The organism is Streptomyces sp. NPDC046939 (assembly GCF_040644575.1).
In the GTDB taxonomy this organism is placed as follows: domain Bacteria; phylum Actinomycetota; class Actinomycetes; order Streptomycetales; family Streptomycetaceae; genus Streptomyces.
In genome coordinates this window covers 233739-250588 of record NZ_JBEYWV010000007.1, presented here as the reverse complement: position 1 = coordinate 250588, position 16850 = coordinate 233739, and the positions used below count along the sequence as shown (strand labels likewise).

At 74.2% G+C, this 16850-nt stretch carries 16 protein-coding genes and 1 pseudogene; 8 read left to right on the top strand and 9 right to left on the bottom strand.

The features are described 5' to 3' along the window. Positions 1 to 269 (bottom strand): annotated as a pseudogene (locus ABZ877_RS10650) (DNA-directed RNA polymerase subunit alpha); the annotation flags it as partial. Positions 270 to 660: 391 nt separating this feature from the next. Here ABZ877_RS10650 and ABZ877_RS10645 point away from each other — a divergent pair. Together ABZ877_RS10645 and ABZ877_RS10640 are read left to right on the top strand one after the other, a co-directional pair. Further along, the gene (locus tag ABZ877_RS10645; RefSeq protein WP_361067604.1) at positions 661 to 1020 is read left to right on the top strand and encodes an STAS domain-containing protein; all 360 of its coding nucleotides are present in this window, start codon (positions 661 to 663) and stop codon (positions 1018 to 1020) included. A 379-nt stretch (positions 1021 to 1399) separates the two neighbouring features. Further along, a complete protein-coding gene (locus ABZ877_RS10640) occupies positions 1400 to 1948 on the top strand; it encodes a DUF4383 domain-containing protein (protein WP_361067601.1) in 549 nt (182 codons plus the stop codon). On the opposite strand, the gene ABZ877_RS10635 is transcribed toward ABZ877_RS10640, so the two are convergent. After that, on the bottom strand, positions 1945 to 2553 hold the full coding sequence (locus ABZ877_RS10635) for a sigma-70 family RNA polymerase sigma factor (protein WP_361067598.1): 609 nt from the start codon (positions 2551 to 2553) through the stop codon (positions 1945 to 1947). The two genes, ABZ877_RS10640 and ABZ877_RS10635, sit on opposite strands and share 4 nt — an antisense overlap. A 144-nt stretch (positions 2554 to 2697) precedes the next feature. Between ABZ877_RS10635 and ABZ877_RS10630 the strand changes: the two genes are divergently transcribed. Next, complete coding sequence (locus ABZ877_RS10630) at positions 2698 to 3714, top strand: MerR family transcriptional regulator (protein WP_361067631.1); 1017 nt, start codon at positions 2698 to 2700, stop codon at positions 3712 to 3714. Between the two features lie 116 nt (positions 3715 to 3830). Here the strand turns inward: ABZ877_RS10630 and ABZ877_RS10625 are convergent, their stop codons facing one another. The 3 genes from ABZ877_RS10625 to ABZ877_RS10615 are packed head-to-tail and all read right to left on the bottom strand — an operon-like array spanning position 3831 to position 7310. Then, complete coding sequence (locus ABZ877_RS10625; RefSeq protein WP_361067629.1) at positions 3831 to 5327, bottom strand: FAD-dependent oxidoreductase; 1497 nt, start codon at positions 5325 to 5327, stop codon at positions 3831 to 3833. 38 nt (positions 5328 to 5365) lie between these two features. Beyond that, complete coding sequence (locus ABZ877_RS10620) at positions 5366 to 6088, bottom strand: methyltransferase domain-containing protein (RefSeq protein WP_361067595.1); 723 nt, start codon at positions 6086 to 6088, stop codon at positions 5366 to 5368. A 28-nt stretch (positions 6089 to 6116) separates the two neighbouring features. Continuing rightward, positions 6117 to 7310 (bottom strand): lycopene cyclase family protein, encoded by a 1194-nt coding sequence (locus ABZ877_RS10615; protein ID WP_361067592.1) that lies wholly within the window; start codon positions 7308 to 7310, stop codon positions 6117 to 6119. A gap of 226 nt (positions 7311 to 7536) precedes the next feature. Between ABZ877_RS10615 and ABZ877_RS10610 the strand changes: the two genes are divergently transcribed. From ABZ877_RS10610 to ABZ877_RS10595, 4 genes are read left to right on the top strand one after another with little or no spacing between them, the layout of a single operon-like run. Beyond that, positions 7537 to 8760 (top strand): polyprenyl synthetase family protein, encoded by a 1224-nt coding sequence (locus ABZ877_RS10610; protein ID WP_361067589.1) that lies wholly within the window; start codon positions 7537 to 7539, stop codon positions 8758 to 8760. Next, complete coding sequence (gene crtI, locus ABZ877_RS10605) at positions 8757 to 10295, top strand: phytoene desaturase family protein (protein WP_361067587.1); 1539 nt, start codon at positions 8757 to 8759, stop codon at positions 10293 to 10295. The genes ABZ877_RS10610 and crtI overlap by 4 nt, the downstream gene beginning before the upstream one ends. After that, complete coding sequence (locus tag ABZ877_RS10600) at positions 10292 to 11299, top strand: phytoene/squalene synthase family protein (protein WP_361067584.1); 1008 nt, start codon at positions 10292 to 10294, stop codon at positions 11297 to 11299. The genes crtI and ABZ877_RS10600 overlap by 4 nt, the downstream gene beginning before the upstream one ends. After that, entirely contained in the window at positions 11296 to 12300 is a 1005-nt protein-coding gene (locus tag ABZ877_RS10595) for a DUF5914 domain-containing protein (RefSeq protein ID WP_361067581.1), read from the top strand. Before ABZ877_RS10600 ends, ABZ877_RS10595 begins: the two co-directional genes overlap by 4 nt. Positions 12301 to 12313: 13 nt before the next feature. Here the strand turns inward: ABZ877_RS10595 and ABZ877_RS10590 are convergent, their stop codons facing one another. From ABZ877_RS10590 to ABZ877_RS10575, 4 genes are all read right to left on the bottom strand, one after another. Continuing rightward, on the bottom strand, positions 12314 to 12586 hold the full coding sequence (locus ABZ877_RS10590) for a DUF6480 family protein (protein ID WP_361067627.1): 273 nt from the start codon (positions 12584 to 12586) through the stop codon (positions 12314 to 12316). Next, the gene (locus ABZ877_RS10585) at positions 12583 to 14748 is read right to left on the bottom strand and encodes an NB-ARC domain-containing protein (RefSeq protein ID WP_361067579.1); all 2166 of its coding nucleotides are present in this window, start codon (positions 14746 to 14748) and stop codon (positions 12583 to 12585) included. Before ABZ877_RS10585 ends, ABZ877_RS10590 begins: the two co-directional genes overlap by 4 nt. An 80-nt stretch (positions 14749 to 14828) precedes the next feature. Then, positions 14829 to 15602 (bottom strand): type I methionyl aminopeptidase, encoded by a 774-nt coding sequence (map, locus tag ABZ877_RS10580; protein WP_361067576.1) that lies wholly within the window; start codon positions 15600 to 15602, stop codon positions 14829 to 14831. Between the two features lie 101 nt (positions 15603 to 15703). Next, positions 15704 to 16225 (bottom strand): DUF6328 family protein, encoded by a 522-nt coding sequence (locus ABZ877_RS10575; protein WP_361067623.1) that lies wholly within the window; start codon positions 16223 to 16225, stop codon positions 15704 to 15706. Between the two features lie 94 nt (positions 16226 to 16319). Here ABZ877_RS10575 and ABZ877_RS10570 point away from each other — a divergent pair, with 94 nt between their 5' ends. Continuing rightward, positions 16320 to 16595, top strand: coding sequence for a hypothetical protein (locus ABZ877_RS10570; protein WP_361067573.1), 276 nt, complete (start codon positions 16320 to 16322; stop codon positions 16593 to 16595). Positions 16596 to 16850 lie beyond the last annotated feature (255 nt).

Below are 16850 nucleotides of genomic sequence, written 5' to 3'. Positions count from 1 at the left end.
TCGTGCTCCGAGGAGACGACGAGCTGCTTGATGTTGAGGATGAGGTCGGTGACGTCTTCCTTGACGCCCGGCACGGTGGTGAACTCGTGCAGGACCCCGTCGATACGGATGCTCGTGACAGCAGCGCCCGGGATGGACGAGAGAAGGGTCCGGCGAAGGGAGTTGCCGAGGGTGTAGCCGAAGCCCGGCTCCAGCGGCTCGATCACGAACCGGGAGCGGAATTCGTCGACGACCTCTTCGGTCAACGAAGGACGCTGAGCGATCAGCATGAAGTGTTGCCTCCAGTATTCGGCGCCCGCTATCTGGCGCCCTAGACACTGCGAGGGTAACGGGGAAAACGGCCCCGCAAGATCCGGCCCGCCCGAAAGTGACGCACGCGCCGCCCGGACGCACGGCTCCAGGGACCTGGACCCCACCGCCAACTGGGCGTTCTCTCCGGCGACTTCACCGCCCCGCCTCGCCCGGAACCCTGATTCTCTCAGCGGCCCGGCTGTGAGGTGGCTCAAATATTCGACGGTGGCCCGGGTCGCAAGCCGGCCCGCATATGCCCGCCCGTACGAGGTCCGGCCCCGTACATCGACACCATCATATGTACCGATATCATGACAATGAGGCACCAACCGGGTACTTCGCACGCGTCCAGCACTGGAGCACTGCCGCATGAGCGATCTGACACTGACCACCGACGAGTCGCAGAGCGCCCGCGTCGTCGTGCGCGCCGACGGCGAGCTGGACCTGCACACCGCGACCGACCTCTACGCCCGGCTCGGCGGCCTCCTCGACCGCAGGCCCGCGGTCTTCCTCGACCTGTCCCGCGTCTCCTTCTGCGACTCCTCCGGGTACAACGCGCTGCTGCGTCTGCACCGCCGCGCCCTGGAGGCCGGCAGCCGCTTCGTCCTCGTCTCGCCGCACCCCACGGTCAGCCGGCTGCTCGCCCTGACCGCCTCCGAGGGGATCTTCGACGTCTACGACAGCCAGGACGAGGCCTTCGCCGCGCACCCCGTCGCCGACGGCGGCTGAGCCCGGGCGGGCGCCGCCCGTGCTCCGGCGGCGGTGCCGCAGCGACCGGCTCGCGTCGATCAGGTCCTGGCTCTGCTGTCGCAGTTCCGCCGCGACGGCCCGCGCCGCCGCGCCGCGCTCGTGCGTGTACCACATCCGCACCGGGTCCACCACGCGTACCGCGTCCTTCCTGCGCCCGTCACTCCGTCACCCCGAGCGTCCGTCCGGTCTGCGGCGGGCCGCAACACTGTCAGCGAAGTGCCGGGCGGGACGCCTGTCCAGAAAACGAACTGAGCCCGCGCGGTGCGGATCGGCGGTCGCTGCAACCGTTCAGGGAGGTGGGCGCGAATGGATGTGAGGGGGACACGGCGCGGCAGACGACCAGAGAGGCGCCCGCATCATGCAGCTCAGAGACGAACTTCCCCTTGATCACAAGCTCGCCCGGGTCTACCGGTGGGGCGCCGGGTTCTGCGGCGTCGTCCTGCTGGTCTTCGGCTGCCTCGGGTTCGCCGACAGCCTCCACCCCTTCGACACCGCGGGGGAGGAGCTCGCGGGGATGAGTACGAACGGCGTCCTGAGCCTCGTCTCGGTCGTCGTCGGGCTGGTGCTCATCGCGGGCGGCGTCATCGGCGGCAATGTCGCCTCCACGATCAACATGGCCGTCGGCACGCTCTTCCTGCTGAGCGGCTTCGTCCACATCTTCCTCCTGGACAAGCCCGGGAACGTGCTCGACTTCGGCATGACCAACGTCGTCTTCAGCTTCGTGATGGGCCTGATCATCGTCACGTTCGGCATGTACGGGCGGGTGTCCAGCCGCCTGTCGCACGACAACCCGTACTGGCAGCGCCGCCACCCGGCGGAGGCGGCCAGGGAGGCCGAGGCGCGCCGTGCCGCGCCGGAGCCCGCGCCGCTGCCGCTCGCGGCGAAGACGCCGACGGGCAGACGCTAATGCCGGTCGGCGGTGACGAGACGATGGCGCAGCCGGGTCAGACCGCGCCGCGAATGGCTCTTCACCGTGCCCAGCGGCCAGCCCGTCACCTGCACGATCTGGCTGTGCGTGAGGTCCTTGAAGAAGGCCAGCTCCAGGACGCGCCGCTGCGGCGCGGGCAGCAGCGCCAGCTCGTGGCGGATCACGACACGGTCGAGGGCGACGTGCGCGGCGTCCTCCACCACCGGGGACGCCACGCTGAGCATGGCCTCCGCGGCGGACGCGAGGACGGCCCGGCGGGTCCGCGCGCTGAGCGCGTCGGCGATCTTGCGGCGCGCGATGCCGACGATCCACCCCGCGATGGCCCCCCGGCCGGGGTCGTATCCCGCCCGGCCGCGCCACACCGCGAGGAAGACCTGCTGGGTCACGTCCTCGGCCTCGCGCGGGTCGCCGAGTGACCGGTAGGCCAGCGTGTGGACGAGCGTCCCCCAGCGACGGTAGGCCGCCTCCAGACACGCCTCCCGGCCGTGCCTGAGGCCCGCGGCCAGCTCATCGTCGGACAGTGACTCCTCGACCGGCGTCCAGCGGCCGACCCGAAGAGTTCCCGTGATCCCGTGAGCGCCCATGGGCCCGTGCCTTCCGTCGCCGAAGCAGTGATCTTCACCTTGGCCAGCGCGGACCGCTGATTTCGACTCGCATCGAATGTGCATCGCTTTCCGAAGGACCCCGCAGTGTCTTCTTCTCCGTCTTCTTCGCAGGCCGCATCGGTTCTGCAGCGATCCACCGGCGACGGTGCCGGGATCACCTCCGGCTCGCTCGCGCGCCGCCTGGGCGTCTCTCCGACGACGCTGCGCTCCTGGGACCAGCGCTACGACCTCGGCCCTGCCGGACGCGGCCACGGCCGCCACCGCCGCTGGTCGCCGCGTGACGTCGCCATGCTGGAGGACATGTGCCGCCTGACGGCCGCCGGGATCCCGCCGGCCGAGGCCGCGCGCGTGGCGAAGGAGCGTGCGGGCGGTGCGCGGCGAGAGGTGGCCGCTTCTGAGGAAACCTTCCTTCAGGAGGGCGCGCCGGACGACGCGGCCAGGGGCGCCACCCATGTCGAGGGGCCGGCCGAGGCGCCGCCCCTGCCGTCGCTCGGTACGGTCCGCGCCGAATGCCGGGGCCTCGCACGAGCGGCGTTCCGGCTCGACTCCGGGGCCCTCCAGGAGCAGCTGGAGACGTTCGTGCGCCGCCACGGGGTGATCACCGCCTGGGAGGAGCTGATGGCGCCCGCCCTGCACGCGATCGGCCGCACCTGGGAGTCCTCGGGCGAGCGCTACATCGAGGTCGAGCACCTTTTGGCGTGGCACGTGTCCACCACCCTGCGCAACGCCCGCTTCCTGCTCGACCCCCCGCCCGCCCCCAGGGACGACAAGGCCGTCCTCCTGGCCTGCGTCCCCGGCGAGCAGCACACCTTGCCGCTCGAAGCGGTCAGCGCGGCGCTCCTGGACGCGGGGCGGTCCGTACGGATGCTGGGCGCGGCGGTACCGACCGAGGCGCTCCTCAGCGCCGTACGCCGCACGGGCCCGGCCACGGTTATGCTGTGGGCCCAGACCCGCTCCCTGGCGGACGCACCCCTCGCGTCCCACCTGCTGCGGACGGCCTGGGGGCCCCGGGGCGCGCGGCAGAGACCGGCGCTGTACCTGGTGGGACCGGGCTGGCGCGGCACGACGGTCGAGGGGGCGGTACATCCGCAGGGGTTGCGGGAGGCGGTCGCCCTGCTGGAACCCGGGCCGCGCCGCTGAGGATGGTGTGGGGGCGGAACCGGTCCTTGTCGTACGAGGGTGAGGGGCCGTGCAGCCGCAGGGCTGCGGGCGGTCGTCGCCCTGCTGGGGTCCGTGCCGCTGAGGTGGTGTGCGGTTCAGCGGGCCAGGTGGCGTAGGACCGCGGTGCGGCCGCGCGTCGGTACCGTCCACAGTTCGTGCCCGCGCAGCCCCCACCGCCGCAGCAGCGCGTTGGCCGCGAGCATGCCGCTGGTGGCGGCCCGTTCCATCAGGGCCACGGGCAGCTCCGTGCGCACCAGGTCACCGGCGACCATGAGGGACGGGTGGGAGGTGTGCACGGTGGGGCGGCCGGGGTAGCCGCCGACCTCGAACAGCGGGCAGTCGTCCCGCCACTCGTGCCGGGCGTCGACGACGCGGGCGTCACGGGTCTCGGGGTAGACGCGGTGCAACTGCTCGACAAGGGCGTCCTGTTCACCCTTGCGGTCGGCGCCGTCCCCGACCGCGTACGCGTGCAGCTCGACGACCGAACCGCCCGACCGGCGCGACCACTTCTGCGCCTCGTGCTCCCAGCGTTCGAGCACGCTCACATTGTCGAGGCCGCCGTAGCCGCTGGTGCCGAGGAAGCCCGCGCGGTCGGCGGCGACCGGGCGGTCCAGCCACAGCCGGGAGACCAGGAAGGCGGGCGCCGTCCGCAAGCGGGCCACGCGCGCGTACCAGCCGTCGTCGACGAGCCCGCGACTGCGCTCGGCCAGTCCCTGGAGGCCGTGCGTGTCGAGGGCCAGCACGCACGCGTCGTACGCCTCGCCGCGCGCCCCCGACTCCAGGACGAAACCGCCGCCGGGGTCGGACACCACACGGTCGACCGGGGTGGACACCCGAACGTCGACGCCCAGGGCCTCCAGGTAGCCGCTCAGCGGGTCCCACAGGGCCGACGGGAACGGCTCGTTGGGGACGTCGAACAACAGCCCCTCCGCCGAGCCCAGGAAGTAGATGTGGAACATGAGCGCCATCTCGGCCGCCGAGAGCCGGCGCGGATCGGCGAAGAAGCTGCGCGAGAACACCTCGAAGGCCAGGTGGTGCGCGGCCTCGGGGAAGCGGATGGCGGCCAGGAGGTCGTGCGCGCTGACCCCGTCGAGGCGCTCGTAGACCTCGGGCACGCGGACGTCCATGAGCGGCAGCGCCGCCCGCGCGTTCATCCGGGGCAGATCCCGCAGGGTGAACGTCGGGCTGGTCAGGGCGAAGCCCATGGCGCTCCACGGCGGTGTCCGCGGCACGTGCTGAAAGCTGTCCCGCGCGCCGCCGGCGTGCCACAGCGGGTAGTCCGGCAGCCGGGTCAGGCGCTCCAGGTGCGGGTCGGTGCGGCGCAGCAGGGCGCGCAGGTTGTAGTACTGCCGGAAGAAGGCGTGGAAGCCGCGGCTCATGGTGGCCCGCGAGCCGTCGGCGAGGCGGGTGCTCCAGCCGGCGAGGCGCCCGCCGAGGGTCGCCTCGCGTTCGAACAGGGTGACGCGGACGCCGCGTTCGGCGAGGGCGACCGCCGTCGCGAGCCCGGCGATGCCGCCGCCAACGACGGCGGTGGACGGAGGCGTGCCGGCCGCGGACGGCGCGCCGGGGGAGGCGGGCAGGCGGACGGCCAGGCGGTCCCGCGCCCCCGGCGGCAGGTCGGCGCCGCGCCTCACGCCCCGGCCCCCTCGTGCGGGAGCTGGCCGACGATGGTGTGCGTGATGCCGGTCTGCCAGCCGGGCAGCGGCAGGACCCTGACCCGCGCGAACCCCGCGCCCGTGAGGCGCCGCGCGAACCCGTCCGCCGTGTCGAACTCGACGACGCTGCGCCACAGATGCCGGTACAGCGCCCCGTCGCCCAGCGCGGTGGTGACCGGCAGGAGCCCCGCGCAGACCGCCGACCATACGGCGCGGTGCCTGCGCGCCCCGCTCAGGGTGTAGTCGTGCACGGCCAGTCTGCCGCCGGGGCGCAGCACGTCGCGGACGGCGGACAGGACCCGGCCGGGCTCGGCCGTGTTGCGGAACAGGTAGGCGGCGAAGACCGCGTCGAACCGGTCGCCGATCCCGGCGTCGGCCAGGCGCTCCGCCGGGCAGTGGACGAAGGTGACGCCGGACGGCCAGCGCTTGGCCGCCGCCCGCTCGAGCATCCCCGCCGACGCGTCCACCGCGGTGATCTCCGCGTCCGGGAGCGCGGCCAGCAGGGCGGCGGTCGACGCGCCCGTGCCGCAGCCCAGGTCCAGGACGCGCACCGGCCGTCCCCGTGCGGGCAGGCCCAGGCGGCGCGCCGAGCGCCGCAGGTGGGCGTGGTAGCCCGGGTTGGCCCGTACGAGCGCGTCGTAGCTGCGGGCGGCATGGTCGAACGCCCCGGCGAGGGTGGCGTCGTGCAGCGTCGGCATGGTTCTCCTTGACGGGGCCCGGCGCGGTTCAGGGGCCGGGGAAGGGGCGCAGGGGCTGGGCGGGGAGCGTCGCCGCGCTGCGCAGCAGGGGCAGGACCGGACTGTTCAGGCCGATGGCGAGGTCCTCGTAGACGCTGGTGGCGCCGTCGAGGAAGCGCAGCAGGCGCGGGGCGGGGACGCGCGAGAACAGGCGGGTGAAGAAGGCGGCGCCGTCGAGGCGGCCGCTCGCCAGGGCGTGCAGGAGGATCGCGTCCATGGCGCGGGAGCGCAGGGAGTGTGGCGGGGGCGGCACCGGGCGCCGTCCCGCGCGCAGGGCGGCGGCGATGGCCGCCGACTGGCGCTGGATCGCGGCGAAGGTGTAGCCCGTCGACGGGCGGGTGGCGCCGCCCGCCGCGCCGATCCGGAAGACGGACTGGCCGCTCTGGCGCGCGAACCGGGCGTCCGTCATCGGGATGACGCCCTCCTCCCTCGCCTCGATGCTGTAGTCGCCGACCGCGAGGACCGTGCGCAGGTAGGTGCGCAGGGCGTCGTCGTAGGCGTCGGACGGCAGTACGGAGGGCGAGAACTGGGTGTACTCCACCAGCGCGGTGCGGGGGCCGGTGGGCAGGACGTAGCTGAAGGCCAGGCCGCGCTCCGGCTGTGGCGTGCGGAAGTCCATCAGCTCGACGGAGTCCGGGTCGAGGACCGGCCGCGCCGTGCGCACGAACCAGCCGCGGAAGTGCTGCAACAGCGTCGTGCGGGCCGGTGGCAGGCTGCCGAGCGGCCGGGAGTCGAAGACCCAGCGGGCGGACAGCGCCTCGTGCCGCCCCTGGGCCGTACGCAGCAGCACCTGTGCCCCGCGCGCCGTCCCCTCGATCCCCTCGACGACGCCTTCCGTGCGGGTCAGCGCGGGGCTGGACGAGAGGCGGCGCTCGACGGCCGCCTCGAAGTCGGGGGAGCGGATCATCTTGTACCGCAGGGCGCCGGTACGGGTGTCCACCAGACGCCCGTCGGGGCCGCGCACCCGCATCCGGTTCCAGGCGGCGGTGACCGCCTCGTCGTAGCGTCCCGGGCCGCTCTCCCAGAAGCACCAGGTCCGCGGGGGCGGGCGCAGTGTTCCCGGCGGCGGCTCCACGAGGCGCACCGTCGGGGCCGAGCGGCCCGCACCGGTGCACAACCGTTCCGCCAAGGAGAGCCCCGCGGCTCCCGCGCCGATGATCACCACGTCCGACCGCACGCACACCTCCTGCCCTCGACACGCCCGCTCCGGACACCTCTTCCGGCGCTGTCCCCATCATGGATGCGCGAGCGCGGGGATCCCTGCCGAAGCCGGCGGTAGGGGAACCGGCCGGTCGGCGAAGTTGCTCCGGTTGCCGCAGCACGGCGCATCCGATCCCGTGGGTGACGAGGAATGCCCTGCAACACCTTTCGATCACCTGCCCATGCGCAGCCACCACGAAGGAGCCGACATGCCTCCGCACGAGGCGACAGGCGCCACCACGACTGTCGCGCCCCACGAGGCGGGCCGGGCGGACCACGGTTTCGCCCCGCACGGCGGCCGCCCGCCCGTGCCCGCGCGCGTGCGGCAGATCGACGCCGAGGTAGCGCGGACGGTCGAACGCCGCCTTGGCCAGTTGCTCGGGCCCCGCGTCGCGCAGGCCACGGCCGCCGACGCGACCTTCGGCGCCGACGTCGCAGGATGCGTCGCACGCTTCACGCTCGACGGCGGACGGCGCCTGCGCCCGCAGTTCCTCTGGTGGGGCCTGCGCGTCTGCGGCCCGCCCGACGACGAGCAGACCGAGGCCGCCGTCCGGCTCGGCGCGGCGCTCGAACTCATCCAGACCTGCGCCCTCGTCCACGACGACGTCATGGACCGGGCCTCCACGCGCCGCGCCGGGCCCGCCCTCCACGTCGACCTGGCCGCGGGCTACGAGCCGTCCGCGCACCCGGGCCGCGACCGGTTCGGCGAGTCCGCCGCCATCCTCGCCGGTGACCTCGCCCTCGCCTGGGCCGACGACGAGGCCGCCGCCGTCCGGCTGCCCGAGCGGCGCGCGGCCCGCGTCCGTGACACCTGGTCACGCATGCGCACCGAGATGGTCGCCGGGCAGTACCTGGACCTCCAGGGGGAACTGACCCGGAGCCGGTCCCTGCGGCGCGCGCTGAGCGCCGCCTGCCTCAAGACCGCCCTGTACACCGTGGAACGGCCGCTTCAGCTCGGCGCGCTCCTGGCCGACGCCGACGAAACGACTCTGCACGCGCTCGGCGCGGCCGGGCGCGGCGCCGGTCTCGCCTTCCAGCTCCGCAACGACCTCGACGACGTGTTCGCCGACGGCACCGGGCGCGCCGAGCCCGCGGGCGGCGACCTGCGCGCCGGGAAACCCACCTACCTGGTCGCCCTCGCCCACGCGCGCGCAGAGGCGGACGGCGACCGGCACGCCCTGCGCGTCCTTGACCACTGCCTCGGCCGCCCCGACCTCGACGAGGGCGAGCTGGACGAGGTCCGCCACGTCCTCGAACGCACCGGCGCCCGCCGCAACGTCGAGGACAAGATCCGCAGCCTGCTCGCCCGCGGCACCCGCCACCTGGACACCGCCCTCCTGGACCCGACGGCCCGCGCACGCCTGCGCACCCTGATGCACCGGGCGGCGGGCGTCACCGCACCGCCCGTCGCCGCGGGGCGGGGGGCCGTATGAGGACCGTGCCGGGCAGGACCGATCACGTCGTCGTCGTGGGAGCCGGGCTGTCCGGGCTGGCCGCCGCGCTGCATCTGCTCGGGGCGGGGCGGCGGGTGACCGTGGTGGAGCGGGAGGAGGTGCCCGGGGGCCGGGCGGGGCTGCTGACGCGGGGCGGGTACCGGATCGACACGGGGCCGACCGTGCTGACCATGCCGGACATCGCCGACGAGGCCTTCGCCGCCGTGGGCGAGCGGATGAGCGACCGCGTCGAACTCGTGCCGCTCCACCCCGCCTACCGCGCCTCGTTCGCCGACGGCAGCAGCCTCGACGTGCACACCGACGCCGCCGCCATGCACCAGGCCGTCAAGGACTTCGCGGGCCCGCGGGAAGCCGCCGGATACGCGCGCCTGCGCGCGTGGCTGCACCGGCTCTACCGCGCGCAGATGCGGCACTTCATCGACACCAACTTCGACTCGCCCCTGCAACTGCTCGCCCCCGACCTGGCCCGCCTCGCCGCGCTCGGCGGCTTCGGCCGGATGGACGCCCGGATCAGCCGGTTCATCAAGGACGAACGGCTGCGCCGCGTCTTCTCCTTCCAGGCGCTGTACGCCGGCGTCCCCCCGGCCCGCGCCCTGGCCGCGTACGCCGTCATCGCCTACATGGACACCGTCGCGGGCGTCTACTTCCCGCGCGGCGGCATGCACGCACTGCCGCGGGCCATGGCGGACGCCGCCGCGGCGGCGGGCGCCGAGCTTCGCTACGGACGCCGGGTCGAGCGGCTGGAACGCAGCGGCGACCGCGTCACCGCCGTCGTCACCGACACCGAGCGCATCCCCTGCGACGCCGTCGTCCTCACCCCGGACCTGCCCGTCACCTACCGCCTGCTCGGCCGCGCCCCGCGCCGCACGGTGCCGCTGCGCCACGCCCCCTCGGCCGTCGTCCTGCACGCCGGGACGGACCGCACCTGGCCCCAACTGGCGCACCACACCCTGTCGTTCGGGGCCGCCTGGCACGGCACCTTCGACGAGCTCACCCGGCACGGCCGCCTCATGAGCGACCCCTCGCTGCTCATCACCCGGCCCACCGCCACCGACCCCGCCCTCGCGCCGCCCGGCAAGCACCTGCACTACATCCTGGCGCCCTGCCCGAACACCGACATCGGGCCGAGCGCCGCGCACTGGGGCGACCTGGCCCCCCGCTACCGCGCCGAACTCCTCACGGAACTGGAGCGGCGCGGCCTCACCGGCATCGGCGACGCCATCGACGAGCAGTGCCTCGTCACCCCGGCCGACTGGCACGCCCAGGAGCACGCGGCGGGCACCCCGTTCTCCGCCGCCCACACCTTCGCCCAGACCGGCCCCTTCCGCCCCCGCAACCTCGTGCGCGGCACGGCCAACGCGGTCCTCGCGGGCTGCGGCACCACCCCGGGCGTCGGCGTCCCCACGGTGCTGCTGTCCGGGAAGCTCGCCGCCGCCAGGATCACCGGCCCGCGCACGACCCCGGCGCCCCGCGCCCCGTACCGGCTCACGACCTCAGAAGGAGCGCCCTCGTGACCGCCCGAGAACTCGACGCCGCAGGCATCACCGACCCCGGGCTGCGCCACGCGTACGCCCACTGCCGCACGCTCAACGCCCGCCACGGCAAGACGTACTTCCTCGCCACCCGCCTCCTCCCGGCCCACCGCCGCCCGGCCGTCCACGCCCTGTACGGCTTCGCCCGCTGGGCCGACGACATCGTCGACACCGGCCCGCCCGACCCCCTGGCGCGCACCGCCGCGCTGGAACAGCTCTCGATGAGCCTGCGCCACGGCCTGGACGCGCGCCGCAGCGCCGAGCCCGTCGTGCACGCGCTCGCCGACACCGCCCGCCGCTACGCGATCGACGCGCGGCACTTCCACGACTTCATGGCGGCGATGCGCGCCGACCTGACCGTCACGGACTACGCCACCTACGCCGACCTGCGCCGCTACATGCACGGCTCGGCTGCGGTGATCGGCCTTCAGATGGTCCCCGTCCTCGGCATCGTCGCGCCGCGCGAGGAGGCGGAACCGTACGCGGCCGCCCTCGGCGTCGCCTTCCAGCTCACCAACTTCCTGCGGGACGTCGGCGAGGACCTCGACCGCGGCCGGATCTACGTCCCCGCCGACCTGCTCGGCGCCCACGGCGTCGACCGGGAGCTGCTGCGATGGAGCCGCGACACCGGCCGCCGCGACACCCGCATCACCCGCGCGCTGCGGGCGTTCGAGGAGCTGACCCGCGGCGTCTACCGGCAGGCGGTCCCCGGCATCGCCCTGCTCGACCCGGTCTCCCGCCCCTGCATCCGCAGCGCCTTCGTGCTCTACTCCGGCATCCTCGACGCCGTCGCCGACGACGGCTACAGCGTGCTGCACCGGCGCGCGGTGGTCCCGCGCCGCCGCCGCACGGTCGTGGCCCTCGACGGCCTCGCCCGCATCGCGCACGCCCGGATCAGCCACCGCTCGGCGCCACCGGCCGCGCGGACCGGCCCGGTGCCCGTACGCGCGGAAGCGGCCGCGCCCGTGTGCCGGGGGGCCGCATGAGCGACCGGCCGACGCGCTCCCGCTTCCCGCTGACCCTGCGCAGGAACCCGCCCGCCTGGCACCGCCAGGAGCCCACCTGGCGCGCGGCCCGCCCCGCGCTCATCGAGGCCGCGCTGAAACGCTCGCAGGCCCGCCCCTCCGGCAACTGGTACGTGGTCGGGTCCTCCGGCGAGGTGCAGCGCGACAAGCCGCTCGGCCGCACCGTGGCGGGCCGCGAACTCATCGTCTGGCGCGACGCCGAAGGCACCCTGGCGGCCGGTCCCGGCGCCTGCCCGCACCTGGGTGCGCCGCTCAAGGACAGCCCCGTACGGTGCGGCGAGGTGGTCTGCCACTGGCACGGGCTCGCCCTCGGCGCGGGCGGCAAGGCGGGCTGGCGCACACTGCCCGTCCACGACGACGGGGTCCTGATCTGGGTACGCCTGGACGCCGCAGGCGCCGAGCAGCCCCTCGACCGGCCGGTGATCCCGCCGCGCCCCGAGCCGGCCGGCGCCGTCCACGCGGTCTACACCGGCTTCGGGCGCTGCGAGCCGGAGGACATCGTCGCCAACCGGCTCGACCCCTGGCACGGCGCCTGGTTCCACCCGTACTCGTTCGTGGACCTGCGCGTCGTCGACAGCCCCACGGGCGACAGCGCGGACGACGCGTTCGTCGTGGAGGTCTCCTTCAAGCTCACGTCCCGGATCGTGGTCCCGGTCCGCGCCGTCTTCACCGCGCCGGAACCGCGCACGGTCGTCATGCACATCACCGACGGGGAAGGCCGCGACTCGGTGGTGGAGACCCATGCCACGCCCCTCACCCCGGACGGCCACCCCGCGCCCCGTACGGCCGTCGTGGAAGCGGTGATCGCCACGTCCGAACGGCCGGGCTTCGCCCTCGCCCGCCACGCCTCCGCCGCCCTGCGCCCCCTGATGCGCGCGGCGGCGGGCAGGCTGTGGCGCGACGACCTCGCCTACGCGGAGCGCCGCTTCGCGCTGCGCACCCGCCGGAGCCTGCCCCTCTGACGCCCGGTGGCCGTCACAGCCCCCAGATCCGGGCGACGAAGAAGGCGGCCACCACCGCCGCGCCGATCACGATGAGCCACACCCACCAAGCGGGGTGCTCCCACATCCCGCCGTCGGCTCGCTCCTGGTGCGCCTCCGCGGTCGAGCCTTCCACCGGGGGCGTCTCTGTCGGGGGTACGTGCATGCGCCTCATCCCTCCACGGTCCCTCCCGCCGGGCAGACCCGCATGTCGGGGCGGCGCGGGGGAGGGCCAGGGCGGTGCGCGTCGGCGGGCGCGCGGTGTCAGCGCGTCGCCGCGTCGTCCAGCGCCTCGGCGATGCCCGCGTCGAGATCGGTGCGGTAGCCGGTGGTGAAGGCGTGGTCGTAGGCGGCCTCGCCGAGCGCCGCGCGGGTGCGGCCGACGCACTCCTCGTGGGCCGCGACCCAGGAGGGGATGCCGACCTGCGGGCGGCCGAGGGTGTCCCACAACTGGTGCGCCAGGCCGAGGAGTCGGGCCGCCCGCTCGGCGCGGCCGTCGGCGATCGCGCACTGGGCGATGGCCTCCAGGCACATGCCGGAGCCGAAACTGTCGTGCATGCGGTGCTTCACCGCCAGCGAGGCGCGGGCGGACCGCTCGGCGTCCTCGATCCGGCCCAGGGCCAGCTCCGCCTGGGCGCGGATGGAGTCGCCCCACGCCCGCATCCACGTCTCGCCCGCGGCGTCGCACACCTGCCGCATCTCGTCCAGGCCCGGCAGGGCGTCCTCGGCCATCCCCAGGGCCACGCGCGCGTGGCTGCCGACGGAGAGCGAGCCGAGGCCGGGCACGGTGAGCATGGACTCGGGCGAGCGGCTGTGCCGGGCGTGCAGTTCGTCGGTCAGCTTCAGGACCGTCACCGCGTCGCCGCGCAGCGCCGCCGTCACCACGGCGATCGACTTGGCGAGACTGTCCTCCTCCTCGCCGAACCGCGCAGCCAGGGCGGTGCACTCGGCGTCGATCTCCTCCAGGGCGGGCAGGTCGCCGAGTTCGGTCAGCACCAGTCCCTGGGCGTACAGGGCCCTGAGCCGGAGGGGGCTCGGGCCGGAGAACGCGGCCAGCGCGCGCTCGAGGTAGTGCCGTCCTTCCCGGGCGAGCCCGCACGCGTACCAGAGGAACCACAGGTCCCCGGCCATGCCGAGGCCGATCCGGCTGTCGGCGGAGCCGAGGCAGGACTCCAGGGCGAGCCGCAGGTTGTCGAACTCGGCGTGCATGCGCTCGTACCAGAAGAACTGGTCGGGACCCATCCAGGCCGCGTCGCCCGCGCGGGCGAGCCGCAGGTACCAGGTGCGGTGGCGGCGGCGGAACTCCCGGCCCTCGCCGAGGCTGCGCAGCCAGTCCTCACCGTACTCGCGGATCGTGTCCAGCATCCGATAGCGCTCACCGGCCGCCGTCGGCTCCCAGGTGATGATCGACTTCTCGGCGAGCCCCGACAGGAGGCGGGGGATGTCCGCGCGGTCCAGGCGGTCGTCGCCGCAGACCTGGACGGCGCCCTCCGTGTCGAAGCTGCCCACGAACACCGACAGGCGCGCCCACAGCAACCGCTCGGCGGGACCGCACAGTTGGTGGCTCCAGCCGATCGCGGTGCGCAGCGCCTGGTGCCAGGACGGGTCGGCCGGAGCGGCGTCGTCGCCCCCGGCTTCGACGCCCGGGGTGGCGGGGCCTGCGTCGTCGAGCACCGTGAACCGGTCGGACACCCGGTCCGCTAGGCGGTCGGCCAGCTCGCCCGGTGAGAGCTCCCTCAGCCGCGCCGCCGCCAGCTCGATCGCGAGAGGCAGGCCCTCCAACTGGCGGCACAGACGCTCCAGATCGGGCCGGTCCGCGTCGGTGACCGTGAACCCGGGGACGGCCCGCGCCGCCCGGTCGGCGAGGAGCACCAGGGCGTCCGCGTCCGGCCCGCTCTGCCCGGCCGCCGCCCGCGCCGGGCCGGGGACCGGCAGCGGTTCGACGGCCTGCACCTCCTCGGCCGCCAGCCCGAGCGGGCGTCGGCTGGTCGCGAGGACCCGGAGCCCGGGCGCGGCACCCGTCAACCGCTCGACCACCGGCCGGAGTTCACCCGTCAGGTGCTCGCACGTGTCGAGGACGAGGAGGAGTTCCCGCTCGGCGAGGTAGTGCGCCAGGGCGTCGATCACCGGGACGGCCGTCTGGTGCGCCATCGGCAGCGCCTCGGCGACGGTGTGCGGCAGCAGCGCCCCGTCGCGCAGGCCCGAGAGCGACACCCACCAGGCGCCGTCGCGCAGCTCCGCCCGCACCTGGGCGGCGACGCCCTGCGCCACCCGGGTCTTGCCCACCCCGCCGACGCCGACGAGCGTCACCACCTGGCGGTGCCCGAGCGCCCGCACCGCCTGTGCCAGCTCCGTCCGGCGGCCGACCAGGTCACCGGTGGCCCGGGGCGGCTCTCCCGCCCGTCGCTCGTGCTGCTTGTCCGCCGCCATGATCCGACTCCTGCGTGATACGACCTCGTTCACGTCAGTGCTATCAACTCGGCGGGCCGCCGCGGGCCGTTATGGCTACTTCACCGCTTCGGCAGGGTGAGGATCTCGGCCCCGTCCTCGGTGATGGCGATGGTGTGCTCCGTGTGGGCGGTGCGGCAGCCCGTCGCACTGCGCAGCGTCCAGCCGTCGGCGTCCGTGACGAGCTCGGCGGTGTCCGCCATCACCCACGGCTCCAGGGCGAGCAGCAGCCCGGGGCGCAGGGTGTAGCCGCGGCCGGGGCGCCCGGTGTTGGGGACGTGCGGGTCCTGGTGCATCGTCGAGCCGATGCCGTGCCCGCCGAACTCCGTGTTGACCTGGTAGCCCGCCTCGCCGAGCACCGTACCGATGGCGTGCGCCAGGTCGCCGATACGGGCTCCGGGCCGGGCGGCGGCGATGCCCGCCGCGAGAGCGCGCTCGGTCGCCTCGATCAGGGCGGGGCTCTCGGCGTCCTTGGTCTCACCGACGACGAAGCTGATGGCGGCGTCCGCGGCGACCCCGTTCAGCGAGACGGCGAGGTCCAGCGTCAGGAGGTCGCCGTCGGCCAGGGTGTAGTCGTGCGGCATCCCGTGCAGGACGGCGTCGTTGACCGCCGTGCAGATGTAGTGGCCGAACGGGCCGCGGCCGAAGGAGGGCGCGTAGTCCACGTAGCAGGACTGCGCGCCCGCCTCGCTGATCATCTTCTGGGTCCACCGGTCGATGTCCAGCAGGTTCGTGCCGACGACGCTGCGGCCGCGCAGCTCCTGGAGGATGGTGCCGACCAGGGCGCCGGTCTCCCTGGCCCGGTTCAGGAGGGTGGGGTTCAGGATCTCGATCACGTAGGGCTTCTCTCACGCAGGCAACCAATAACAATACCGGCCTTACTATACCGGTATTAGAATCGAAGGCGTGATCGGCCGGAGCCCTGGCCGCCGCACCGTCAGTCGGCCGCCCGACGGCGGTCCGAGCGCTTCTTGAGCAGCATGGGCAGTGCGTACCAGCACAGCGCGAACCACACGAGGATCCCGCCCGCCAGGATCTCCGCCAGCAGGTTCGGCAGCACCACATGCAGGATCAGGAGCACCGTGCCGCTGATGGTCAGCGCCAGCAGGACGAGCCCCGTCACCATCAGCCGGCCCGCCGTGCGCACCAAGTCGTCCTTCAGCTTCTGCCCCGTCAGCAGCCGGTGCAGGGAGACCGGGGCGATGAGGACACCGGTCGCGGCGGCGCCCAGCAGCACGGTCACCACGTACACCGTCGTGTCGAAGGCGCCGAGGTCGCCGAAGCTCGGCGTGAAGGCGACGCTCAGCAGGAAGCCGAAGAGAATCTGCACACCCGTCTGCGCGACGCGCGTCTCCTGCAAGATCTCGGCCCACCGCCGGTTGGCCCTCTCGTGCGCCTCCTCGCGCGCGACCTCCTCGCTGTCGCGCCGCTCGGCCGCCGTTCTCGATACCTCACCAATGCTCACGGACACTCCTTTCGTACAGAGCCGGATGCCCGCGTACGCGACGATTACGTGACGCTTCTCCGAGCCCGTCCGGGGCAAGCGGAGCGACATGAGCCTTCACGAGAAGCACCACCACACCACCCCGGACATGGGAGAGATGGAGCGCGGCACGCCGCAGCGGGTCGAGACGCGCCACCGCATGTGGGCCCAGGCCTGGACCGCACTGTGCGTCCTGCTCGCCGTGTGGTCCGTGGCCTGGGCCGTCGGCTGGGCCACGGGAAGCACCGACGCGTGGGCGTACGGCCTGGCCGGCCTCGTCCTCCTCGGCTGCGCCCTCTGGGCGAGGCGCTCCACCATCCGCAACACGCCTCCGCGCCACCTCTGACCCGGCGGTCGCGCGTACGGTGGCGCGGTTCACCGGCGCGCCGCCTGGGCCGAACCTGGTGCACCAGGGCGCCGACCCGGACGCACCGGACGTCGCGGGGTTGCCGGTACCGCGCCGAGCGGTCGCGGCGTACGACGCCCCGGTGGTCGCGGTCCGGCGGTGGTGTCGTCGGAGGGGCGAGGGTGCCGTCGGGTGACGGCTGCCGCGCGCCACTCCGGCAGGGCCCGGGCGGCATCGTAGCGTGATGATATGCGT